The following is a 21,683-nucleotide window of genomic DNA, read 5'->3' as shown; positions in this document are numbered from 1 at the left end:
CACCGCCGCGGCGAACCCGTCGCGTGATTCAGTCGCTCGCGCCCTCGAGCGGCGGCACATGCGTCAGCTTCTGCGAGCCCTGCACCCGGAAGGGCGCGCGCCGCTCGGTGCGCCCGAAGCGCAGCACCACGCCACCGCGCACGCGCACCGGCACCGGCGCTTCTCCCGTGACGGCGATGACGCGCTCGGCGGCCAGTGGGAAAAGCACGCGCAGCGGAGCCTCCCCATCGGGAGGCAGCGCCGCGTCCACGTGCTGCTGCCCCGAGGCCACCCGCCGTCCGTCCACCCACAGCTCGAAGTCCACCGACGTGAGGGTGGCCGCGTCCGAAGACGGGTTCTTCACCTGGAGCCCCACGTCGAGCACCCCCGAGCCGTCCGCATGGAAGTCCACGCTCAGCGACTCGACCCTCACCGCGTCGTCATACGCGCGCGGCTGGAAGGGCACCGAGCCCAGGCACCCCGAAGACAGGAGGGCGCCCGCCAGCAGCGCCAGCAGCTCGCGACGCTCTCGCATCAGCCGCCCAGCAGGGGCTGGAGCGCCTCCACCGTGAGGGGCCAGCCCGCGCGGCGGGACAGCGCCTCCAGCGCCTTGATGAACTCCGCCGCCGACTGGAAGCGCCGCACCCGGTCCGCGAAGAGCGCCTTGCGCACCACCTGCACCGCGTAGTCCGGCAGGTCCGACGTCACCGACGACAAGAGCGGCACCCGCGCGTCGCGCACCTGGTGCATCAGGTCCGACTCGTTCTCCCCGGAGTGCAGCCGCCGGCTGGCGAACAGCTCCCACAGGATGACGCCCACCGCATACAGGTCCGTGCGCGCATCCACCGCCTGCCCCAGCACCTGCTCGGGGCTCATGTACGGCAGCGTGCCGCGCAGCGCTCCGGAATCACCGCGCATCATCCCCTCGACCTCCGCCACGCCGAAGTCCGTCACCTTCACGTCGCCGTTGATGCCCAACAGCACGTTGGCCGGATTCATGTCGCGGTGGACGATGGTGGCGCCGTTCTCCCCCACCTTCGCCCGGTGGATGTAGTCGAGCGCCTTGAGCATGCACCAGGCGATGTAGCAGGCGGACTCGGGCGGCATCGCCGCGCCGGCCTTGAGCAACAGCTCCTGCATGTAGCCGAGCGTCCGGCCACTCACGAGCTCCTGCACCATGAGGTAGTCCGGACCCGCCTTGAACAGGCGGAACGTCCGGACGATGTGCGCGTGCCGCAAGCGCACCGTCAGCTTCGCCTCGTCGACGAAGGCCTTCACATAGGCCGTGTCGTTGCGAAACGACGGATGCAGTCGCTTGATGACGACTTCGTCCGGCTCGCCCGGCGAGCGCTGCGTCGTGGACCGGGCTTTCGCCTGGTACACCTCCGCCATGCCGCCGACAGCCAACCGGCCGACTACCTCATAACCACCCAGGTCCGGAGCTTCCGCCACGGCACAAGCCTACTGCGATTTTCCGTCCGCACCCATTATTCAGCAACGAGGGCTGAATACAGCGCCTCGTACCGGGTGGCGGACGCATCCCAGGAAAAGTCCTTCTCCATGCCTCGACGCCGGAAATCCCCGAGCCGGAGCGGGTCCGCGTAGAGGGAGAGGGCCCTGCGGAAGGCGGCCAGGAGGGCGGCCCGGTGGAAGGCCTCGAAGAGGATTCCGTTGCCGTCCAGCCCTCCCTCCACGGTGTCCACCAGCCCTCCGGTGGCCCGGACGATGGGCACCGTCCCGTAGCGCAGGGAGTACATCTGATTCAGGCCGCACGGCTCATACCGGCTGGGCATCAGGAAGAAGTCCGCCCCGGCCTCCACCAGATGTGACAGCGCCGGGTCGAAGCCCAGGTGCACGGACACCTGCTTCGGGTAACGCTCTTGCAACGCGCGCATCCCCTCTTCCAGGGGACCCTCGCCGCTGCCCACGCCCACGAAGCGGATGTCCGCCTGGAGCGCGGTGGGCAGCGCGTCCAGCAGGAGGTCCATGCCCTTCTGCCACGCCAGCCGGCTGACGATGGCGAACACCGGCGCATCCCCCTCCGGCAACCCGAAGCGCCTGAGCAGCTCGCGCTTGCACACCGCCTTGCCCGCGAGCTCCCGAGGGCCGAAGCGCTCCGGGAGGAACGGGTCCGTGGCCGGGTTCCACTCGTGGGTGTCCACCCCGTTGAGGATGCCGTGCAGCCGATGGGAGCGGCGGCGAAGCAGGCCGTCCAGCCCGTAGCCCTGCTCGGGCGTCTGGATTTCACGCGCGTACGTGGGGGACACCGTGGTGAGCGCGTCGGCGAAGACGAGGCCGCCCTTGAGCAGGTTGACGGTGTCGTAGAACTCAAGCCCCCCCTCGGAGGTGAACAAGTCCCACGGCAACCCGAGGTCCGCCATCACGCCCTTGGGGAACTGGCCCTGGTACGCGAGGTTGTGGATGGTGAACACGCTCCTGGCGGAAGCCAGCGCGGTGGACTGGAAGCCGCGCCGCAGCGCCACCGGGACGAGCCCCGTCTGCCAGTCGTTGGCGTGGATGATGTCCGGCACGAAACCCAACCGCTGGGCGGCCTGGAGCGCGCCCACGGACAGGTAGGCGAAGCGCCGGGCGTTGTCGCCGAACTCACCCCACGCATCGCCGTACAGGCCGTGGCGGTTGCCGAAGAAGAACTCGTTCTCCAGGAAGAGGACCTCCAGCCGCTCCGACATCCGCGCGGAGAGGATGGGGCCGCCCTGCTCTCCGAAGGGGAAGCGAAGCTGGAGCGACTGGCCCGTGGGAGACAGGCGCCCAGCGTCCCGCAAATCCCGGTAGCGCGGGGTGACGACCTTGACGTCATGGCCCAGCGACGCGAGCGCGACGGGCAGCGCGCCGGCCACGTCCCCCAGCCCTCCCGTCTTGGAGAAGGGCGCCACCTCCGAGGAGATGAAGAGAATCTTCATGTGGCAACCATGACGGTTGCACGGGATGAGTCAACCGCGAACGTGCGCGCCCTTTCCCCGTCCCTTATGTTGCGCCCGTGCTGATACCTCCCGACCCCATCCAGCGATTCTCGGACCTGTTCGAGCGCGCCAAACAGGCCATTCCGGTGGACCCCAACGCGGTGGTGGTGGCTACCGTGGGCGCCGACGGTCGCCCCAGCGCGCGCGTGGTGTTGCTCAAGGACTTCGACTCGCGCGGCTTCGTGTTCTTCACCAACCACGAGAGCCGCAAGGGTCGCGAGCTGCTCGCCCATCCCTTCGCCGCGCTGTGCTTCTACTGGCAGCCGCTGGAGGAGCAGGTCCGCGTGGAGGGCCGCGTGGAGGTCGTCTCCGACGAGGAGGCGGACGCGTACTTCAAGAGCCGCGCGCGCGGCAGCCAGGTGGGCGCGTGGGCCAGCCTCCAGAGCCAGCGGCTCGGCTCGCGCGACGAGCTGGAGACGCGCGTGGAGGACGTGGAGAAGCGCTACGCCGGAGCCGAGGTGCCCCGGCCTCCGCACTGGTCTGGCTTCCGCGTGGTGCCGGACCGCATCGAGTTCTGGCACTCGCGCCAAAGTCGCCTGCATGACCGCCACGTCTACCTGCGCGAGCCGGATGGCTGGCACGCGCAGATGCTCTATCCGTGACGCGTCCGGCGTCCCGCGTCGGTTACCAGGGCACCTCTTCGCCCTGGTAGTCGAAGAAGCGGCCACTGTGTTCGGCGCGCAGCCCGTCGATGATGTTCAGCATGCCGCGCACCGAGTCGCCTGGTGGCAGCGGCGCGTCCGGACCGCCCATGTCCGTCTTCACCCAGCCGGGATGCAGCAACACGGAGACGATGCCCTGGCCACGCAAGTCATTGGACAGGTTGCGCACGCCCATGTTCAGCGCGACCTTGGACATCCGATAGGCATACGCGCCGCCCTCGCTGTTCCCCGCGAGCGAGCCCATGCGAGACGTGACGTGCGCCACCTTGCGCGCGACACCACGCAGCAGTGCGGGCAACAACGCGCTGGTGACACGCAAGGGCCCCAGCGCGTTGACGGCGAACGTGCGCACCACGTCCGCGTAGTCCACGTCCGTCAAGGCGCACCACAGCCCCGGGACTCCCGCGTTGTTGATGAGCACATCCACCGGCTCGGCGCACACCGCCGAGGCGAAAGTCCTGACGCTGCGCTCCTCGGCCACGTCGAGCGGATGAAGACGCAGGCGCCCCGCACTGCCCCGTTTCAAGGGCTCCAGTCGCTGAAGTCCCTCCTCGGTGCGCACCCCGGCGTCGACGATGTCGCCGCGCTCGAGGAGCTGGTGGACAAACTCGAAACCAATGCCCCTGCTCGCTCCGGTGATGACGTAGCGCATACCCTTCATTAACGCGCCGAATGGTTGTCCTTGGCAAAACACGAGATGTTGTCGAGCACCGAGTGCACGCTGGTCACCGGAAAATTTGATTCAGGAGGGACAACCGATGACTGTCGCCGTCGTAGGAGGTGGGATTTCAGGTCTGGTCGTCGCCTGGCGATTGCGCTCACGCGGTAGGGCTGCCGTTCTCCTGGAGACATCCACCCGGCTCGGCGGGGCAGTGGGTACCCGACAGCACCAGGGATTCCTCCTCGAAACAGGCCCCAACAGCTTCCTGGACCGCGAGCCCGCCACGCGAGAGCTGGCATCCGCGCTGAAACTGGAAGACAGGATTCGCGCCGCGGACCCGGCGGCGAAGCGACGGTATGTCTACACCCGAGGCCGGCTGCGCTCGGTGCCCGCGTCTCCGCCCGCGTTCCTCGGCTCGGACATCCTCCCGCTGGGCGCGAAGCTGCGCGTCATGGGGGAGCTGTTCAGTGGACGGGCGGCGGCGGGCGCCGATGAATCGCTGGCGGACTTCGGCAGGCGGCACCTGGGGCACACCGCGACGCGGGTGCTGCTGGACGCGGTGCAGACGGGCATCTTCGCTGGAGACGTGGAGCGGCTGAGCGTGGGCGCCACGTTTCCGCAGCTCGTGAAGCTGGAGCATGAGCACCGCAGTCTCATCCTGGGCGCCATCCGAGCACAGCGCGCCCAGCGCAAGGCCCTGCCCGCGGGCGGGACTCCGGCGCCGAAGTTGAGCGGCGCGCTGAGCACCTTCGAGGGCGGGTTGGGGACACTCATCGACACGCTGGGCACCTCGCTGGGAGACGCTGTGCGCGTGGGCGCCACGGTGGAGGGCCTGACGCGCGTGGACGGCGGCTGGCGGCTGGCGGTGAGCGAGCAGGGGCGGCGCGCGGAGCTGGACGCGAGCGAAGTCGTGCTGGCGGCGCCCGCATATGTGACACAGGGGCTGCTGCATCCCCTGGACGCGGAGCTGGCGGCGCGCGTGGGCGGCATCGAGTACGCGCCCATCGCCGTGGTGCACCTGGGCTTCGACGCGGGGACGACGCCCGCACCGGACGGCTTCGGCTTCCTCGTCCCTCCCACCGAGGGACGTCGCTTGCTGGGCTCCATCCACGCCTCCACCGTGTTCCCCTTCCGCGTGGAGGCGGGCCGCGTGCTGTACACCTGCATGGTGGGCGGCGCGAAGCGGCCGGACCTGGTGGGGCTGGACGAGCCCGCGCTGGTGGCCCTGGCGCGCGAGGAACTGAAGGCGCTCGCGGGTGTCACGGCGACGCCGTCGCTCACGCAGGTCTACCGCTGGCCTCGGGGCATCCCGCAGTACACGGTGGGACACCTGGAGCGGATGGCCGCCGTGGACCAGGGGCTTGGCCGCTGGCCCGGGCTCCACCTGGCGGGCAACGCCTACAAGGGCGTGGGACTCAACGACTGCATCCGCAACGGTCTCCAGCTCGCGGACGCGTTGCTCGCGGCGAGCCCCCGGGGATGACCGTTCGGCCCCGGGTGGCGACCGTCCAGCCCGGGGCCGTCAGCGCGGAGCGGGCGCCACGTCAGACTGGGCGTGCATGCTGCCAAGACTCAGGAGCCCGCAATGCTCACCTTGCCCACCCCCCTCCTCGTCTTCGCGGCCATCCTCCTCTTCCCCGTCGTCCTCGTCGGCAGCATCCTCGTCGACGCCTTCGAGCTGGAGGTGGAGGAGCAGCCCGCGCGGTGATGACTCCGAGGGTGTAGGCTCCCTCCGGAGCATGTCGGAGAAGCCAGAAGGGTCCATCGTCCGCGCCACGCTGCGGGCCCTCGCGGAGCCCCGCAGGCTCGTGCCCATCCTCCTGGTGTCCGCGCCCCTGGTCGCCGCGCAGACGCGCTTCAGCCACGAAGCGCTCGCGCCCCACCTGGGCGTGCTGATGTGCCTGCTCTTCGTGGCGGTGGCCCCCGTCTCCTACCGCGTCCTCTTTCCCGGCGGGCTCGACTTGAGCCACGGCGGCGTGCGCGTGTTGATGTACGGCACGGTGGGAAGTGGCGTGGTGCTCACCTCCGGCTTCGTGTTGCCGAAGCTGCTGGGCATGGGGCCCACGTTCCTGACGCAGCCCACCAACCTCATCGTGTGCAACGCGCTGTTCCTCGTGGGCGGTTGGGGCCTGGGGCGGGACATCGGCTTCGAGGAGACGCTGGCGAAGGAGCGCGCCCGCGCGACCCGCTTCGCGCTGGAAGCGGAGCAGGCGCAGTTGCTCGCGCTGCGCAGCCACCTGGACCCGCACTTCCTCTTCAACACGCTCAACGCCATCGCGGAGTGGTGCCGCGAGGACGGCGCCGTGGCGGAGGCCGCCGTGCTGCGGCTGTCCACCATGCTGCGCTCGGTGCTCGCCGGCGTGCGCAAGGCCACCTGGCCGCTGTCGGAGGAGCTGGCGCTGATGCGCACCCTCTTCGACCTGCACCTGTTGAGAGACCCGGAGCTGTTCCAGCTCGCGTTGGACGTCGCGCCGGGCGCGGAGGACGTGCCCGTGCCACCGCTCGTGCTGCTGCCCCTGGCGGAGAACGCGGTGAAACACGGCCCGGCCGCGGGACACCGGGGGCGCCTGTCGCTGGGCGTGCGCGTGCGCGAGCGTGAAGTCGAGGTCGCGATAGAGAACCCCGGAGCGTCCAAGGGCCCGCGAGAAGGCAGCGCGGGATTGCCCACCGTGGAGCGGCGCCTCGCGCTGGCCTATGGCGACCGGGCGCACCTGGCCCTGAGTAGCGAAGCGGGCCGCACCCGCGTCACCGTCACCCTGCCCCGCTCGGGCCCCTTGCATGGAGTCGTCACGTGAGCCGACCGCTGCGAGTCCTCATCGCCGATGACGAGCTGCTCGCCCGCAAGCGGCTGTCGCGCCTGCTGGGCGCCCTGCCCGACGTGGAGGTGTGCGGCGAGGCCGCGGATGGGGAGGCCGTGCTCGCCGCGGTGCGCGCGGGCGGCGTGGACGTGGTGCTGCTGGACATCCACATGCCCGGCCTCAGTGGCCTGGACGCGCTGGCCCTGCTCCCCGAGGGACGCCCGCGCGTCATCCTCTGCACCGCGCACGCCGAGCACGCCGTGGAGGCCTTCGAGCACGGCGCCGCGGACTACGTGCTCAAGCCCGTGGAGCCCGCGCGACTGCAGAAGGCGCTGGAGCGCACGCGGGCGCGAATCGAGGCCGACGCCCGCCCGCGTGACACCCCGGCTCCGGAGAAGTCCGCGCCCCGAGCGCTGGCGCGGCTGCCCATCCCCACGCGCCAGGGCATCGTCCTGGTGGACCCGGAGACGATTTCCCACGCGTCGCTCGATGACGAGCTGGTGACGGTGTTCACCACGCAGGGCGAGTTCCTCACCGACTTCACCCTCAACGAGCTGGCGGAGAAACTGCCGGAGGAGCTCTTCCATCGCGTCCACCGCAGGGCGCTGCTCAACCTGCGTCACGTCGCGCGACTGGAGCCCCTGGAGACGGGAGGCTACCTGGCGCGAACGGCGCGGGGACACGCGGTGGAGATCAGCCGTCAATCCGCGCGGGAGCTGCGGCGGATGCTGGGATTGCGCCGAGGCGCCGAGGACGAAGGCTGAAGTCCTTCGCGAGGTTTGCCGCGGCGAGAGAGGGCCTCCGTAGCCCCTCGTCTCCGCGCGCGGCCATTCAACCTCGTCGAAGCTCACTGCATGACTCCCACTTCGGAGTCATCCCTGCTCGCGGCGCGCCCAGCTCACGCCGCGTTCCGGACTACTGAACGCTCACTTCGACTTCGACGCTGCCGCCGTTCACCGTGCGCAGGAAGGTGACGGTGCCGCGCTCGGTCCACTTCGGAGAAGTGCCCTTGCCCAGGCTGTACGCGGAGGCGACGCCAAGGCTCTGGTTGAAGCTCATGACGCGAACCTCGCTGTCGCTCGTCTGCGACGTGAAGTAGACGATGATGCGGCGATCATTCGGCGCCCACTGCACGCCGGTGCTGCTCGCGGGCGTGGGGACGAAGGCCGGGTCATTGGTCTGGGTGCAGCCCGCGTTCGTCAGCTGATCCAGGTCCTTCCCATTGGCCTTCACGCTCCAGAACGAGGAGAGCCCCGAGCGCTTCTTCGACTGGAACAGGATGCGCTTGCCATCCGGCGACCACGACGGGTCCTGGTCGTCATGGCCCGACGTCAGCTTGTCGTCCTTGCCGTTCTTCACGTTGTAGACGTGCAGCTCCGTGCGCGTCACCGCATCGCCCGCCTTCCACGAGTCGGGCAGCTTCGCGTAGACCACTTCACGGCCATCCGGAGACACCGACGGTGCGCCGCTGCGCTGGGCGATCATCGTCGGCTTGCCATCCTGCACCGCGTACAGCGACTGGCTGCCAGTCAGGTAGACGATGATGCGGCGGTCGGCGACGAGTCCTTCCACTTCCAGGGCGCCGGACTGCTCCACGACGACAGCGTCCTGCGTGGAAGCGGCTTCCAGGTCCGCGTCTCCGCACGCGGCCAGTGCCAGGGAAGAAGCCATCCACATCACGAGGGTGCCACGACGGGCGAGGCTTCGGACTTCATTCGGATGCATACGGTCCTCTGAGTGAAATTTCCGCTGCTGAGTACGAATAGTGACAAACCAGTCTGACCCGCACTCACAGGTATTTCACGTCAATAGGCGTGAACAATCCACCCAGTCTCAATTGACCCGCTGAGTACCTGACGCGGCCTCTCGCACCGCGTCACCGCGTCACGAACAGCGACGGCACACGCGCTGCGTCGTCACCGAGGACTTCAGAGAGAACCTGGTATGCAGGAGTAGGAAGCGTGGCACCGGCGCGTGCACAGCGGGCGGCCTCGTCCAATGTGCGTGCGGGCGTGGTGCAGTAGGACTCGCGCCAGTGTTCCTGGAGCGTCTGGGCGAAGCGCGCGCTCATCTGTTCCACGCGCTCCTCGAGCCAGGACTCCGGCGGCGTGAAGTTCGCGCGGCGAGGGGACACGTCGCCGGGGCCGAAGGTGACGTCGTGCTCGTACGCGGACTCGGACAGGTGGTCCTGGAGCACCGCCGACATGGGCCCACGCCGGGCATCCAGTACGCCTGAAGACGACAAGGTGAGCTCATGTTCCACCGACAGACGCAGTGCGTGGAACTCGAAGGTGCGAGCTACATCTCTGTAGCGCGTCACGGCGACGGTGAAGCTGCGGGTGTACGTGCGCACCTTGGTCACCTTGCGCGTCTTCTTCTCGCCGTTCTTGTCCGTGTACTCCTCTTCCACTTCATAGGGCACCTCCACCGTCTCCGTGCGCTCCTCGTGGTCGGTGTAGGGGACCTTCTCGGTATAGGGGGCGGTCAGTTCGACGGAGCGGCTGTCGCGGAGCGTGGTGAAGCGGCCGGCCAGCGACAGCTCGGGATGGTGGCTCGCGGCGGGAGAGAACCAGGGCGAGGACTCGAAGGCGCGCGTGAGGCGGGTGCGCAAAAGCTCCATGCGCGCGGAGTCCAGGCCGCCCACCTGGCCCGTCCATGATGGCGCCGCGGTGAGTTCGGGCGCTGGCGGCGGCTCGGGAGCGAACTCGCGCCAGTGACGGCAGTAGCGCGACACGAGTTCCCGCCAGTGGGGCGCGTCGTCCGAGGGCACGTCGCGCAGCCGCTGGCACACCTCCTTGCCGCTCTGGACCACCACGGACTCCATCTCCCGCTGGATGACGACCATCTCCTTGTGTGAGAGCAACGGCCGCTTGCGCACGAGCGTCTCCTCCGCCGTCAGCGCGAGCCCCAGCTTCGCGGGATTGCTGATGGTGAGCCGCAGGTGTTTGTGCGTGCCCTCCATCTCCTCCAGCAGAGAGCTCTCCAGGCCACCATTGAGCTTGGAGTTCCACTGCGCGCGGCGGTCGAGGAAGCGCAAGAGGTCGTCCTCCGCCTTCTCGTCGATGCCCTCCAGGCGATAGCGCCGGGCGTTGCCCAGCAGCTGTCCCAGTGCCTTGCCGCGCAGGCCGTCTCGCTCGGAGACGAGTTCCTTCTCGAAGGGGTTCTTGGTGACGAGTTCGTCGTAGATGGCGGCGGCCTCCACGAACTGGCCGTTGCGCGCCAGCTCATCGGCACGACCGCGCAGGGTGGCACAGGCACTACCGAGAACGACGAGCAGCAACAGCGGCGGAAGGAGTCTGAACATGAGCGCGGAGGCAGGGGTGCTCGGCCGCTGACGCGGCGGGCAGCCAGATATTCAACCCGAGCCGGGCCTGCTCGCAATGAACAACCCACCGAACGACAGCCCGGCGGGTCTCACGCCCCGTGCGCTGGAGACGAGGTGAGTGGAGCTTCCGCGAGGCGTCAGCTGCTTCGGGCCTCACGCGCGCCGCCACGCGGGACGCCAGGCAGGCGGAAGCTCCTTTCGAGCGCGCTCACCCCACGGGCCATTCGTGCACGGGGCGCCCCGAGGCGGCGTGCTCCAGGTAGCGCTCCAGCATCGCGGCCAGCGCATCCTGTCGTGGCATCTGCGCCTCCAGGTGGGTCAGCATCTGTCGCTGCCAGCGCGCGCCCGTGCGCCGCAGGTCCACGCGCTGGGAGATGATGTCGAGCATCCGGTTCGCCTCGTCGACCTCCACGCCCGCCGACAAGAGCCCCCGTCGGGCCACCGGGATGAGCTGGCGCAGCAAGTCCACCACGGGCACGACGCGGGGGCTCGGCGCGGACTCGCCCGGCCACAGCAGCTCCGCGTCCAGCCCCCGCCGCGACGCACGCATGAAGTTCCCCACGGCATGCGCGAAGGGCAGCGCCGGCAGGAGCGCATCCATTCGCTCGGCCAACCCGAGCGTCAGCCCCAGCAGGAAGGCACCATTCGCCACCATGTCCACGACCGTCGGGCCCGCGGGCAACGCGCGCAGCTCGATGCGCAGGTGGCCCTCGTCCTTCGGGTCATAGACCGCACGATTCCAGGTCCACACGGTGCCCTGGTGCAGCCGCAGCTCCTCCAGGCCGGGCACGCCCCCCGCCGCCACGCGCTCCAGCGGAGACTCGTGCCCCACGACGGGCAACAGCGGCGCGTGCAACGCCACGGCCTCCGCGAACAGCTCGTACGCGCCCTCGCGAGCCCACCCGTGTCCGAATGTCACCCGCGCGTGGGGTTGGAACCCGCCCTCTCCCGGCTCGCCCCGGTCATCCACCGACTGACGGAACAGCGCCACCCGCGTCTCGTCCCAGAGCTTGCGGCCCAGGAACAGCGGCGAGTTTCCGGAGACAGCCAGCGCCGGCGCGGTGGCCAACTGCGCGGCGTTGTACAGGCGCGCGAAGTCCTTCGGCGCCACGCGCAGGTGGAACTGGAGCGACGTGTTCGCGCCCTCCAGCGTCACGTCGTCCCACGCGAGCTTCAGCGCCTCCTCTTCACCGGTGATGGCCACCTGGATGGGCGCCGCGCGCCGCTGGCGGATGGCCGCGTTGAGCGCGTGGTAGCGAGGCTGGGCGGTCAACGCGTTGGGGCCCAGGTCCGCCTCGCGCAGCGTGGGGAGGATGCCAATGGCCGCCACCCGCGCGCCCTGCGTCGCCGCCGCGCGCCGCACCTCGGCGAGCGAGTCCTCGAACTCCGCCTCGAGCGCGGTGAAGGGCCTGCCCGCCAGCGGACCGGGGCGCAGGTTCACCTCCAGGTTGAAGCGGTCCATCTCCAGCGTCACGCGCGGGTCCACCGTCTGCGCGAGCACCTGCCGGTTCACCGGCAACGGAAAGCCCCGGGCGTCCACGAGGAACAACTCCAGCTCCGCGCCAATCGTCGTCGGCCCCTCACCGAAGCCCGGCCGCGCCAGGAGCACACGCAGCGCCTCCAGGTTCTCGTCGAGCCGCCGCGAGAACCGCGCGTAGTCTCCTGGAAGGAATTCCTCCTGCTCAATCGCGAGCCCCATGGCCGGACAGGATGTGCACGGTCGCCCGCACCGGCAGCACGCGCCGGGGGCTCGCCGGGTCGCCCGCCAGGCATGCCGGGTGGGAGTCTTCGCGCGCCCCGTGCCCAGCGGCCCGCGCGGCCCCGGGTGACGCCGGCCCGGGTGTGTTATCTGGGGCCCTGGCCATGCCGTCCGACACGCCCACCAACCTCTACGATTTGACGCGGCCCGCGCTGGGCGCGCTGCTGTCCGACTGGGGCTTCCGGCCCCACCACCGCGACGTGCTGTGGTCCGGGCTGTACCGTCAGCAGGCGCGAGCGCTCGACGAAGTGGAGGGCCTGCGCTCCGACTTGCGCGACACACTGCGTGAGCGCACCCGATTGAGCCACCTGGCCACGCACCACGAGGCCTTCAGCTCCGACGGCTTCACCCACAAGCTCCTGCTGCGCCTGGAAGACGGCCAGACGATTGAAACCGTCCTCATGCGTTTCAAGGGACGTGCGACGGTGTGCATCAGCACCCAGGCCGGGTGCGCCATGGGCTGTGTCTTCTGTGCCACGGGACAGATGGGTCTTTCGCGCCACCTCACCCCCGGCGAAATCGTGGGGCAGATCCTCCACGTGCAGCGCATCCTCCGCGCGTCCGGCGAGTCGCTGCGCAACGTCGTCCTCATGGGCATGGGCGAGCCGCTGCACAACTACGACAACACCCTGGCCGCGGTGGATGTCCTGGTGGACCCGTTGGGCCTGGCGCTGGCGCCGCGCTTCATCACGCTGAGCACCGTGGGCGTGGTGCCCGGCATCCGCCGGCTCGCGGACGAGGACCGTCCGGTGCAGCTCGCCGTCAGCCTCCACGGCGCCACCGACGCGGAGCGCGCCGCACTGGTGCCCGCGGGACGTCGCTGGCCGCTGGCCGAGCTGATGGACGCGTGCCGCTACTACATCGCCCGACGCAAGCGCCGCATCTTCTTCGAGTGGACGCTCATCGCGGGCCGCAACGACACGTCGGAGCACGCGCACACGCTGGGCGCGCTGCTGGGCGGCATGGACGCGCACGTCAACGTCATCCCCCTCAACCCCACGGTGGGCTACGACGGTGACCCGAGTCAGCCCGCATCGGTGCGCGCCTTCCAGGACGTGCTGATGTCGCACGGTGTCCCCAGCACCGTGCGTCAACGCCGGGGCATCGACATCGACGCGGGTTGTGGTCAGCTCAAGTCCGCCGTGGAGCGACGCTCCCGCCGTTCACTTCCCACCAGCCCGTGAGCAGGTGGCGGGTTGGGCGCGCGCATGTCAGGCGCCCCCGTTAACGTGCGCCGCCGGCGAATGCGGTCCCGGTCCCACACCAGATTTCGCAAGCTTGTGTCGTTGGCGGACACCCGCGAGGTTTCCGTGGGGGGCCTCTTGCACGCTCCATGGCCGTGGGCACATTCTTTCCATCGGCTTCCCAGGGGAGGTGGGCGATGCTTTCCATCCAGGAGCACGCAACGACGGAAGAAGCGAGCAGCGACCTGCTCGACTTCATCCTCCAGCCGTCCAACTGGCTCGCGGTCATTCGTCGGGAGACAGACCCCGCCGCGTGGCCCGGGCAGAACACGCTCTATCAACGACGCGTGGGTGCGCTGCGCATCTGCGCTTCCGTCGACGTCTCCGACGGACTCGAAGTCTCGCTCCACATCGCGTTCCGCGCGCCGGGCCTCACGCCGGTGAAGGCCGCGGACCATCTGGAGAGCTTCCTCAAGCAGCGGCTGCCGCTGACACCCAACTCCGAGTGGCAGGTGGAAGTGGACGAGCGCCGGTGGATTCACTTCTCCCGGCGCTACGCGGCCTCGCACCTCACGGCGTGAGCGGCTCCAGGCGGTAGTGGCGCAGGGGCTGCGCCACGTTCTTCACCGGTGTCTCCGCGAGCGCGCCGAAGCGCAGTCGCTGGACGAACGGCTCCCGCGAGCCCACCAGTGCCTCCCGCGCGCTCGCCATCACCAGCGTCTCCCGGAAGCCCGCGAGCGACTGGAGTCGCGCCGCCTGGTTCATCCCACTGGAGAACGCCGTGTACTGCCGGTTGGGGCCGAAGAGGCCGCAGTTGGCGTTCGCCAGGTTGACGCCGACAGCGACTCCCAGGCCCGGCAGCTTCACGCGTTCGCACAGCGCCATCACTTCCTCGCGAGCGCCCAGCGCGGCGGTGAGCGCCTGGATGTCACACGCTGCGCGCACCGCGGCCTGCGAGCGCTCCACGCGACTGGACTTGAAGAAGGGCGGGCCGAAGAGGCCGATGACGCAGTCGCCCACCATCTTGTCGAACACACCGCCGTGCTCCCAGATGCAGTCCACGGCGCGCGCGCTCCACTCATCCACGAAGCGGGCGATGCTGCGCGGACTGTCGAAGCCGTGCTCGCAGATGCGGGTGAAGCCGTTGATGTCCGCGAAGAGGATGCCCACTTCCTGGTCCTGCGCGCGCAGGTGCTGGGCGTAGTTGGGGTCCTGCAACAGCGCGTCGATGATGGCGTTGGGGAAGAACTGCGACAGGTGGATGCGCTCGCGGTTGTAGTCGAGCAGGCGCTGGCTGAGCGTGGAGGCCAGGACGCGGATGAGGTCCATGGCGTAGGCGGAGAAGCCCTCGTCGCAGGAGACCGCGATTTTCCCCAGGGGCTCGCTGGTGGCGGCGCCGGAGATGAGCACCGCCTCGGTGGTGCGGCCGGGGAGCAGCTGGCGCAGCGCGGAGACCTCGGCGGCCAGGAGCCGGTGGCCGTGCTGGCGCAGGGCCTTCTCCAGGTCCGGACTGGGCTGCTCGCCGCTTTCGAACTCCAGGTGGCCGTGGCGGTACATGCGGTAGTGCAGCACCTGCGCCCGCACCGCGTCGCGGTAGAGCAACAGGAAGGTCGGCAGGCGCACGCGCTGGGCCAGCGTCAGCACCGCCTGGTCCATGCCCACCTCGAACACGGGGTTGGCCAGGTGCGCGTTGCACTGGATGATGAGCTGGTGCTTCTCCGACGCGGTGTGGACCATGCACAGCACCGTGTCGAGCTGCTCGGCGATGGTGTCCAGCACGCGCAGGACTCGCGCCGAGGCCTCCGGTGACGCGTGGTCCCCGGTGAAGAGCAGCCCGAAGGAGCCCACGCGGTCTCCAGCGACGTCGAGCGGCTGGGTGACGAGCGTCGCCTCTCCCAGGCGCCGGACGCCGGGGGCACCTTCCAGCAGGGGCCCGGGGAAGTCCTCGCCCCAGTCCCCCTCGCACCAGGTCTGCACTCGCAGGTCCTCGTCACGCGTCGTCAGCGCCACGGCGCGGGCGCCGGTGAGGGCGAGGATGGGCGGGAAGCAGCGGCGGAAGGACTGGGTGAGGTTCTCTCGTTCCCGGAGGCTCTCTTCCAGCAGGTCATCCACGGCGCGCTGAAGGGCGCGCAGCGCCTTGTACTCTTCCAGACTCAAATCCGTGGACGGCGGTGCGTGCGGCGGATGCGTCATCAGCGCGTTCTACCGCCATGGACGCTGGCTGTCACAGGGCCGGCGTCTGGGGCTGCCCGCCCAGCACCTGTCCCCCAGCCACCTCGATGAGCCAGTAGCCCTCGTGACCGGCCTCGGTGGAGGAGCCCGCGCCGAAGATGTGGGGGCGCTCGGCGGTGGCGGGGTGGTGGTAGCGCTGGTGGATGTGGCCGTGGAGCACCGCGTAACGCGGGCCGGGGAGCAGGCGCAGCAGGGCCTGGGCGTCTCGGAGGCCGTGGTGCCAGTGGTCCGCCTGTCCCTTGCGCGTCAGGGGCGCGTGGTGGACGACGACGAACACGGCGCGCCCGTCCAGGCGAGGGTCCTTCAGCAGGGCCGCCAGCCCCTCGAGTTGAGCGTCGCCGATGACGCCGTAGGACAGACCCGGGGTCAGCGGGACGCGGGCGGACAGCAGGCCCACCACGGCGGCCTCGGTGCCCACGAGGCGCACGAAGGGGAAGGCACCTTCGCGGCGATACTCTGGAAGGTCGCTCTCCAGCAGGTGACCGAAGTGGCTCGCGAAGCGGCCCTTCTGGTGACTGCCCGGCGTGTAGACGTCGTGGTTGCCGGGGATGATGGTGCAGCGGCGCGGGTCGTCCGCCAGGGAGCCCAGCGCTTCGCGCGCGCCTCGGAACTCGCTGTCGAGCGCGTAGGCGGTGAGGTCACCGGAGAGGATGAAGTGGTCGGCCGTGTGGCGTTGCACCTCGCGGGCGATGGCGGAAAGGGCGTGGGGGGCGCGGGCGTAGCGCTTCGCGCGGCCACCCACGGTGAGCTCGGCCAGGGCGACCCAGCGACGCCAGCCGAGCCGGCGCAGGGGCAGCGCGAAGTAGTCGTCGGTGATGTGGACGTCGGAGCAGTGGATGAAGCGCATCGAATCTCCCGCCCGGGCAACGGCCGGCCGGGTGCCGGCATTCTCCCTGGATGCGGATGGAGGGGAAGCGACATCTCTGTGCGAGCAGGCGGCCCCGGGGGCGGGCTTGTGACGGAACCATGATGGAGACATGGACCCCAGTCGGCCTCCGGGTCGATGCGGGTTGGGATGCTTCTCCTCCTCAGGAGGAACGTCCATGCGTGAGCAGCCCCCCGACCCGGTTCTCGCAGCCACTTCCACGCGCGGCGTCTGGTGGCCCGGCTCCGAGGCAACACGCGGACTGCTGGCGCTGACCCTGGTCGGACTGCTCATCCACGTCCCGCGCGCCGAGGCCTATCCCATCCCACCCGTGACGCTGTGGCCTTTGACGCAAGAGGCGGAGCTCATCGTCTGGGCGGACGTCGAGCGAGTGCGCATCGCGCCAAGAGAACGCGATGAACAAGGGATGCCATGGGACGACGACGAAATCGCGACGCTGAAGATCCGGGAGACGTGGAAGGGTTCGGTGCGTCCCGGAGAGCGCGTCGAGGTGCTGTTCTCATCGGACATCATGTGCCCGGCGCCACCTCGCTACGAAGCCGGGCGTTCGGTCATCGCGTTCCTGTCCAACGGGAACGGTCGATGGTGGACCGTGGGCATGTCCTACGGAACGCGCCATCCGACGAACCCCGCCGATGTCGATGCGTATCGGCGGGGGGTGACAGCCGCCCGGGATGCGCAGGCCCGCTTGGCACGGCACCATCGCAAGGCGACTGCCAACAGCGAGCAGGAACACCTGGACTGGCAGGTACGCGCCGCGCTTCATCCGGCGACTCGCTGGGATGGACTGTACGAACTGTCACAGGGAGCCGCTGCGCTGACACGAGCCCAGCGACAGCAACTGGCGCACGGCTTCACGACACAGCCGTCATTTGACCTTACGGTGGCGCAGATGCTCACCACCATGCGTGGCTTCCCCAACAGGGATTTCGACCGGGCCACCGCGAATGTCCTCGAGACAGTCTTCGTGGAGCAGGGGGCGCCCCCCTGGATATCCAAGGCCTTCGACCTGCTGCGCGAGCGTCACGGCGAGAAGCCCGAACCACGGACCCCTTGGTACAAGAGGGTGCCTTCGAAAAGCCCCATTGAAGCCAAGGCGGAACAAGCCAGGGCTCTCGCTCGGGACTGGCTGAGCTTCAAGAAGCGTCATGGACTGAAGCCCCGACGGCTCGTGTTTCTCGCCGCGCCCCTCGTCGACGAAACAGGGGGGACCATCCCCTTCTAGTGGCGGACGGTACCCTCCGTGCGCGACGCGCGCGCATGCCCCGACCCTCATTCTTGCCGCGTTGATGGAGGCCGTCGCGCGTGCGCGGAGGCTGCAACCAGGGCGGCCTCGTGATGAAAGCATGATGCAGCGATGGAGTCCGCGTGAGCGACCTCCATGCATGGAACGGGATGCTCCTGCTCCACAGGAGCTGCCCTCATGCGTGAACAATCGCCCCTCGCACTTCGAACCGCGCCATCCACACTCGCTGCTTCTCGGTGGACAGCCGCCAGAGCGACACATCAACTTCTCGCCCTGACACTCGTCACGGTGCTCAGCCATGCACCCCAAGCCAGGGCCTCATCTCCCGCTCCGCCGCATACGCTTTGGGAGCTGGCGCACGAAGCCCAGCTCATCGTCTGGGCAGAAGTCGAGAGCGTGCGCGAGCGGCCAAATGATCCGGAGGACTACGTGGGGTTGGGATACGTCGCCAGCGTGACCCTGGAGGTTCGTGAGACCTGGAAAGGCTCGGTACGCACCGGAGAGCGCGTCGAGACATTCATCCTGTCCGCGAGCCCATGCGACACGAATGTCCAGGTAGGGCTTACGGTCGTCGCGTTCCTCAACAAGGAGGATGGCCAATGGGTGCCCGTGTGGCCGTTCTGTGGGACGCGCTTCGCAGCCAGCGACTCGGATGTGGCAGCCTACCGACGGGTGATCACAGCGGCCCGGCAGGCACTGGACCGATGGATTCAGGCACGACTCGCTGGGGAGACACCCGACTTCGAGGAGGCGCACTTGGACTGGAGGGTGCTCGCCGCCATCCATCCCGTGACACGCTGGGATGGCGTGTCCGACCTGGGGTCCGAAGAGTTCGATGCGGTCCATTCATTCTACGACCCACGAGCGCCTCCGGACAGGTCGCGGGTCCAAGGCTATCGCGAGGAACTGGCTCGCGACGTCGTCGCCTATCCCTCCTTCGACAACACCTTCGCGCTGTTGCTCAAGCTCCTTCGCGGCTTTCCCAGCAAGGACGTCGACCGAGTGGTCGCGAATGTCCTCGAGACGGTCGTCACCGAGAGCCCTCCACCCCACTGGGCCATCTTGGCCTTCGACCTGCTGCGCGAACGAATGGGTGAGCACCCCTCGCCACGTCCCCGTTGGAGCTACTCGTCGGAAAAGAGCTTCTCTGAAATCGAAGCCGGGAACGCCCAGGACTTCGTGCGCGAGTGGCCGGACTTCAAGCAACGTCACGGCCTGAAGCCCCAGCCCATCCAACCTCCCGCGAAGTAACCCGTCCCCTACTTCTTGCCGGGTCGCTTCAGGAGGTCACCCAGGCTCTTGCGCGCCTGGTTCACCGGGTCCTGGATGCTCTTGGGCACGGGCAGTGCCGGCAACAATCCCTTCGCGATATCCGTCGGGCCCCCCGCGTTCACCTTGGGCGACTTCAACGTTCCGGTGATGGTGAGCGGAATGGACACCGGCTCTTTCACTGGAACAGCCCCACCGGTGAGTCCCGAGACGAAATCCTTGGACGCCTCAATCGTGCCCTTGAGCGCCAGCCGTTGATCCAACCCCACCCTGCCATCCAGCGTTCCGTTTCCCAGGTCCGTCTGGAACGCCATGGGCTTTGTGAAAGAGACCCAGCCGTTCCTGACACTGAACCGCGCGTTCAAGTCCTTCAACTGCGTGCCCTTCCCCGCCTTCTGCACGGTCCCCGCCGCCCCCTTCTGCCCCAGCGCCGAGAGTCCTTGCGACAGGGCCGGAGCCAACGCGCCACCCAGGTCCGCCGTCGTGAGCGCGCCGTCGCGAAGACGCACGCTCCCTCCCCCCGTGACGCGGTCACGCACCTGCGCCCAATCCAGGCCACTTCCATTGAGCTGCAGCTCTCCACTGGCGAGACCTTGCAACGACGACTGTCCGGACAGCGCCTGGAAGGCCTGCGCGGTGTTCATCCCGTCCAGGTTCGCCTTCAGCGTCCACGCGGGCTGCGACTTCGTGAGGTCCACCTTCGTCCCCGTGAGGTCCGCGCGCCCGCCATAGACCGTCGCCCCTCCTCGCTCGATGAGGAGCACCCCGTCATCCAGCTTCGCCTCCGCGTCCACGTTCGTCGCCTGGAGCGTCCCGTGACGAAGGCTCGCGAGCTTGAGCGTCCCATCCACCTCCACCTTCCCGAGCCTCGCGCGCACAGTGGCGGGAAGCGCGGTGGCCGTACTGGAGGCCTCCTGCTTCTTCGGCTCGTTGGGAAGCGCCCCCAACAGGTGCTGCAAATCGAGTTCCTTCCCCTCCAACGCGAACCGCACGCGCGGAGGCGCCATCTGCACCGAAGCCGTCCCGCCCAAATCGACACCTGGACCCGCGAGCGCGAGGCGCGTGAAGTTCACCTTCGCCGCCTTCGCGTTCGCGGGGTCGATGCGTGAGTTGAAGTCGAACGAGCCGCTCGCAGGGTCCCCTCTCAGCTTCAGCCCCTTCGCCGCTCCATGGCCCGTGAGCACGTACTGTCCCTGGTCCGTCTTCACCTCCGCGTCGACATCCACCAGCCCTCCCGTGAAGTAGGCGGTCGCCGAGGGCGGAAGAAAGTCGCGAATCTCGCTCACGGAGAAATCCCTTCCGCGCAGCTTCATCGTCACCGTGGGCCAGGGCTGACCGGGCGCGGGCTTGCCGGTGGGAAGTGGGTCCACCTTGAAGTCCGCCTCCACGTTCTGCTTCGAGGCCGCGACCGCCGCTTTCATCGAGCCCTCGAGCGGCAGGCCCGGCCCCACGTGCTTCAAGTCCACATCGAGGTCCCGGAGCGCGGCCACTGCCGTGCCCCCTGCCGCCTGCCTGTCCGTCACCTGAACGACGCCATCCTGAATCCGAAGGCTCTCGATGGAGGCCTCCGTGGAGGCCCCTGTTCCAGACTCACCGCTGGAGCTGCCCGGAGCACTCCCGACGGACTCGTAGTTCCACGTCCCGTCAGCGCGCCGGACCAGGTTCACCCGAGGCTCCTCCAGCTTCACCGCCCCCACGCGCACGTCCTTGCCGAGGCTCCGGATGAACGGCCACAACCGCACGGTGGCCGTCGCACGCGAGGCCTCCAGGAAGGGCGGCTCGTCGCCTTCACCCTCGGCCCGGAAATTCGTCATCGTGGCGCCAGGCTTCGGGAACCACTGCGCATCCAGCTTCTCCAGAGTCACCTTGTGGCCAAGGGCCCGGGTGGCGGCCGTCTCGACCTGTCCGCGCAGACGCTGCGCGAGCCAGGAAGGGTTGAGCGCCAACACGCCGACGACCAGCACCAACGCCATGGCCACGACGCCGAGCGCGACCTTCAAGGCGCGATGCCGGGAGGGGTCTTTCCTGTTCCTCGCATCCTGTTTCATCGCCCCAACGATGAGCAGTCCCTGGCTTCGAGACGCCCCTCGGGAACTCGTGCCTCCGGTGGAACGCTCCCGTCCTCGTTGAGCATGGACGGGACACCTCGGCCGCAGCGCCGCGAACCACGAGGGCGGCCGGGCCATCGCGTCGAGCGCTCCAGGTGCTCCATAGATTGAAGACCGAGGGATACCGACGGTCCCCGCCCTCGATGAGAGGCACCGAGCACCTTCGGCTCACACTCTCGACAACACGAGGAGACAGGCCATGGAACGACTGGAAGCAGACCGACTGAAGTCAGTGCTCGCCAAGGTGATGGCCGTGCTCGCCATCATTGGCGCCATCAACTGGGGCCTGATTGGCTTCTTCAACTGGAACCTCGTGAACGCCATCTTCGGTGGCGACACGCAGGGGCAGGCGAGCGCCCTCTCGCGCCTCATCTACTGCATCGTGGGGCTGGCGGGCCTTGCGCTCGCGCTCACCTTCCCATGGCGTCGCATGGAGGCGACCACGACCACCACGACGACCACGCTGACAGGCAGGAGGACCATGAGCGGAAGGACCTGACATCATCGCGGCAAGACGAAGCCCCCGGCCCGAACATCGGCCGGGCGGAGCGCGGCACGCGGCTCCGTGCTAGGAATTCGGTCGGCTCCTCCCC

Annotated in this window: 20 protein-coding genes; 10 read left to right on the top strand and 10 right to left on the bottom strand. The window is 68.9% G+C overall.

Annotated elements, in window-relative coordinates:
• Positions 1–28: 28 nt before the first annotated feature.
• From HUA74_RS12430 to glgA, 3 genes are read right to left on the bottom strand one after another with little or no spacing between them, the layout of a single operon-like run.
• Positions 29–514 (bottom strand): LEA type 2 family protein, encoded by a 486-nt coding sequence (locus HUA74_RS12430; RefSeq protein WP_141641939.1) that lies wholly within the window; start codon positions 512–514, stop codon positions 29–31.
• The gene (locus tag HUA74_RS12425) at positions 514–1,431 is read right to left on the bottom strand and encodes a serine/threonine-protein kinase (RefSeq protein ID WP_141641940.1); all 918 of its coding nucleotides are present in this window, start codon (positions 1,429–1,431) and stop codon (positions 514–516) included. Before HUA74_RS12425 ends, HUA74_RS12430 begins: the two co-directional genes overlap by 1 nt.
• A 35-nt stretch (positions 1,432–1,466) precedes the next feature.
• Positions 1,467–2,900: a glycogen synthase GlgA gene (gene glgA / locus HUA74_RS12420; RefSeq protein ID WP_141641941.1), complete on the bottom strand. Its 1,434-nt coding sequence runs from the start codon at positions 2,898–2,900 to the stop codon at positions 1,467–1,469.
• A 77-nt stretch (positions 2,901–2,977) separates the two neighbouring features.
• Here glgA and pdxH point away from each other — a divergent pair, with 77 nt between their 5' ends.
• The gene (gene pdxH / locus HUA74_RS12415; RefSeq protein ID WP_141641942.1) at positions 2,978–3,562 is read left to right on the top strand and encodes a pyridoxamine 5'-phosphate oxidase; all 585 of its coding nucleotides are present in this window, start codon (positions 2,978–2,980) and stop codon (positions 3,560–3,562) included.
• A gap of 22 nt (positions 3,563–3,584) precedes the next feature.
• Here pdxH and HUA74_RS12410 read toward each other — a convergent pair whose 3' ends face one another.
• A complete protein-coding gene (locus HUA74_RS12410) occupies positions 3,585–4,283 on the bottom strand; it encodes an SDR family oxidoreductase (protein WP_254614616.1) in 699 nt (232 codons plus the stop codon).
• A 97-nt stretch (positions 4,284–4,380) separates the two neighbouring features.
• Between HUA74_RS12410 and hemG the strand changes: the two genes are divergently transcribed.
• From hemG to HUA74_RS12395, 4 genes are all read left to right on the top strand, one after another.
• Positions 4,381–5,766 (top strand): protoporphyrinogen oxidase, encoded by a 1,386-nt coding sequence (hemG, locus tag HUA74_RS12405; protein ID WP_174454715.1) that lies wholly within the window; start codon positions 4,381–4,383, stop codon positions 5,764–5,766.
• Positions 5,767–5,868: 102 nt separating this feature from the next.
• The gene (locus HUA74_RS46400) at positions 5,869–5,991 is read left to right on the top strand and encodes a hypothetical protein (RefSeq protein ID WP_256433504.1); all 123 of its coding nucleotides are present in this window, start codon (positions 5,869–5,871) and stop codon (positions 5,989–5,991) included.
• A gap of 31 nt (positions 5,992–6,022) precedes the next feature.
• On the top strand, positions 6,023–7,078 hold the full coding sequence (locus HUA74_RS12400) for a sensor histidine kinase (protein ID WP_174454714.1): 1,056 nt from the start codon (positions 6,023–6,025) through the stop codon (positions 7,076–7,078).
• The gene (locus HUA74_RS12395; protein WP_174454713.1) at positions 7,075–7,845 is read left to right on the top strand and encodes a response regulator; all 771 of its coding nucleotides are present in this window, start codon (positions 7,075–7,077) and stop codon (positions 7,843–7,845) included. Before HUA74_RS12400 ends, HUA74_RS12395 begins: the two co-directional genes overlap by 4 nt.
• A gap of 151 nt (positions 7,846–7,996) precedes the next feature.
• Here the strand turns inward: HUA74_RS12395 and HUA74_RS12390 are convergent, their stop codons facing one another.
• From HUA74_RS12390 to HUA74_RS12380, 3 genes are all read right to left on the bottom strand, one after another.
• Positions 7,997–8,752, bottom strand: a complete 756-nt coding sequence (locus HUA74_RS12390) for a hypothetical protein (protein WP_254625023.1) — start codon at positions 8,750–8,752, stop codon at positions 7,997–7,999.
• Between the two features lie 205 nt (positions 8,753–8,957).
• The gene (locus tag HUA74_RS12385; protein WP_174454711.1) at positions 8,958–10,385 is read right to left on the bottom strand and encodes a hypothetical protein; all 1,428 of its coding nucleotides are present in this window, start codon (positions 10,383–10,385) and stop codon (positions 8,958–8,960) included.
• Positions 10,386–10,614: 229 nt separating this feature from the next.
• Positions 10,615–12,105 (bottom strand): glutamate--cysteine ligase, encoded by a 1,491-nt coding sequence (locus HUA74_RS12380; protein ID WP_174454710.1) that lies wholly within the window; start codon positions 12,103–12,105, stop codon positions 10,615–10,617.
• Between the two features lie 164 nt (positions 12,106–12,269).
• Between HUA74_RS12380 and rlmN the strand changes: the two genes are divergently transcribed.
• Complete coding sequence (gene rlmN, locus HUA74_RS12375) at positions 12,270–13,349, top strand: 23S rRNA (adenine(2503)-C(2))-methyltransferase RlmN (RefSeq protein ID WP_141641949.1); 1,080 nt, start codon at positions 12,270–12,272, stop codon at positions 13,347–13,349.
• Positions 13,350–13,546: 197 nt separating this feature from the next.
• Entirely contained in the window at positions 13,547–13,930 is a 384-nt protein-coding gene (locus tag HUA74_RS12370; protein WP_141641950.1) for a hypothetical protein, read from the top strand.
• Here HUA74_RS12370 and HUA74_RS12365 read toward each other — a convergent pair.
• Positions 13,920–15,542 carry an adenylate/guanylate cyclase domain-containing protein gene (locus HUA74_RS12365; protein WP_174454709.1) on the bottom strand — a complete coding sequence of 541 codons (1,623 nt, stop codon included), beginning with the start codon at positions 15,540–15,542 and terminating at the stop codon, positions 13,920–13,922. The genes HUA74_RS12370 and HUA74_RS12365 overlap by 11 nt on opposite strands.
• Positions 15,543–15,573: 31 nt before the next feature.
• A complete protein-coding gene (locus tag HUA74_RS12360; protein ID WP_141641952.1) occupies positions 15,574–16,428 on the bottom strand; it encodes a metallophosphoesterase in 855 nt (284 codons plus the stop codon).
• Between the two features lie 196 nt (positions 16,429–16,624).
• Here HUA74_RS12360 and HUA74_RS12355 point away from each other — a divergent pair, with 196 nt between their 5' ends.
• The gene (locus tag HUA74_RS12355) at positions 16,625–17,692 is read left to right on the top strand and encodes a hypothetical protein (RefSeq protein WP_174454708.1); all 1,068 of its coding nucleotides are present in this window, start codon (positions 16,625–16,627) and stop codon (positions 17,690–17,692) included.
• A 777-nt stretch (positions 17,693–18,469) separates the two neighbouring features.
• On the top strand, positions 18,470–18,964 hold the full coding sequence (locus tag HUA74_RS12350) for a hypothetical protein (protein WP_174454707.1): 495 nt from the start codon (positions 18,470–18,472) through the stop codon (positions 18,962–18,964).
• Between the two features lie 8 nt (positions 18,965–18,972).
• On the opposite strand, the gene HUA74_RS12345 is transcribed toward HUA74_RS12350, so the two are convergent.
• The gene (locus HUA74_RS12345) at positions 18,973–20,982 is read right to left on the bottom strand and encodes an AsmA family protein (protein WP_254625022.1); all 2,010 of its coding nucleotides are present in this window, start codon (positions 20,980–20,982) and stop codon (positions 18,973–18,975) included.
• A gap of 307 nt (positions 20,983–21,289) precedes the next feature.
• Between HUA74_RS12345 and HUA74_RS12340 the strand changes: the two genes are divergently transcribed.
• Entirely contained in the window at positions 21,290–21,589 is a 300-nt protein-coding gene (locus tag HUA74_RS12340) for a DUF378 domain-containing protein (protein ID WP_174454705.1), read from the top strand.
• Positions 21,590–21,683: the final 94 nt, after the last annotated feature.

This window comes from Myxococcus sp. CA051A (genome assembly GCF_013336705.1).
Lineage (GTDB): Bacteria > Myxococcota > Myxococcia > Myxococcales > Myxococcaceae > Myxococcus > Myxococcus llanfairpwllgwyngyllgogerychwyrndrobwllllantysiliogogogochensis.
The sequence above is the reverse complement of the archived record's forward strand: the minus strand, read 5'-3'. Positions and strand labels throughout refer to the sequence as shown.

Bases quoted from the DNA above. Each gene is read 5' to 3' on its own strand.
- HUA74_RS12430 (WP_141641939.1), bottom strand. From the start codon at position 514: ATGCGAGAGCGTCGCGAGCTGCTGGCGCTGCTGGCGGGCGCCCTCCTG.
- glgA (WP_141641941.1), bottom strand. From the start codon at position 2,900: ATGAAGATTCTCTTCATCTCCTCGGAGGTGGCGCCCTTCTCCAAGACG.
- HUA74_RS12410 (WP_254614616.1), bottom strand. From the start codon at position 4,283: ATGAAGGGTATGCGCTACGTCATCACCGGAGCGAGCAGGGGCATTGGT.
- hemG (WP_174454715.1), top strand. From the start codon at position 4,381: ATGACTGTCGCCGTCGTAGGAGGTGGGATTTCAGGTCTGGTCGTCGCC.
- HUA74_RS46400 (WP_256433504.1), top strand. From the start codon at position 5,869: ATGCTCACCTTGCCCACCCCCCTCCTCGTCTTCGCGGCCATCCTCCTC.
- HUA74_RS12400 (WP_174454714.1), top strand. From the start codon at position 6,023: ATGTCGGAGAAGCCAGAAGGGTCCATCGTCCGCGCCACGCTGCGGGCC.
- HUA74_RS12390 (WP_254625023.1), bottom strand. From the start codon at position 8,752: ATGGCTTCTTCCCTGGCACTGGCCGCGTGCGGAGACGCGGACCTGGAA.
- HUA74_RS12385 (WP_174454711.1), bottom strand. From the start codon at position 10,385: ATGTTCAGACTCCTTCCGCCGCTGTTGCTGCTCGTCGTTCTCGGTAGT.
- HUA74_RS12380 (WP_174454710.1), bottom strand. From the start codon at position 12,105: ATGGGGCTCGCGATTGAGCAGGAGGAATTCCTTCCAGGAGACTACGCG.
- rlmN (WP_141641949.1), top strand. From the start codon at position 12,270: ATGCCGTCCGACACGCCCACCAACCTCTACGATTTGACGCGGCCCGCG.
- HUA74_RS12370 (WP_141641950.1), top strand. From the start codon at position 13,547: ATGCTTTCCATCCAGGAGCACGCAACGACGGAAGAAGCGAGCAGCGAC.
- HUA74_RS12365 (WP_174454709.1), bottom strand. From the start codon at position 15,542: ATGACGCATCCGCCGCACGCACCGCCGTCCACGGATTTGAGTCTGGAA.
- HUA74_RS12360 (WP_141641952.1), bottom strand. From the start codon at position 16,428: ATGCGCTTCATCCACTGCTCCGACGTCCACATCACCGACGACTACTTC.
- HUA74_RS12355 (WP_174454708.1), top strand. From the start codon at position 16,625: ATGCGTGAGCAGCCCCCCGACCCGGTTCTCGCAGCCACTTCCACGCGC.
- HUA74_RS12340 (WP_174454705.1), top strand. From the start codon at position 21,290: ATGGAACGACTGGAAGCAGACCGACTGAAGTCAGTGCTCGCCAAGGTG.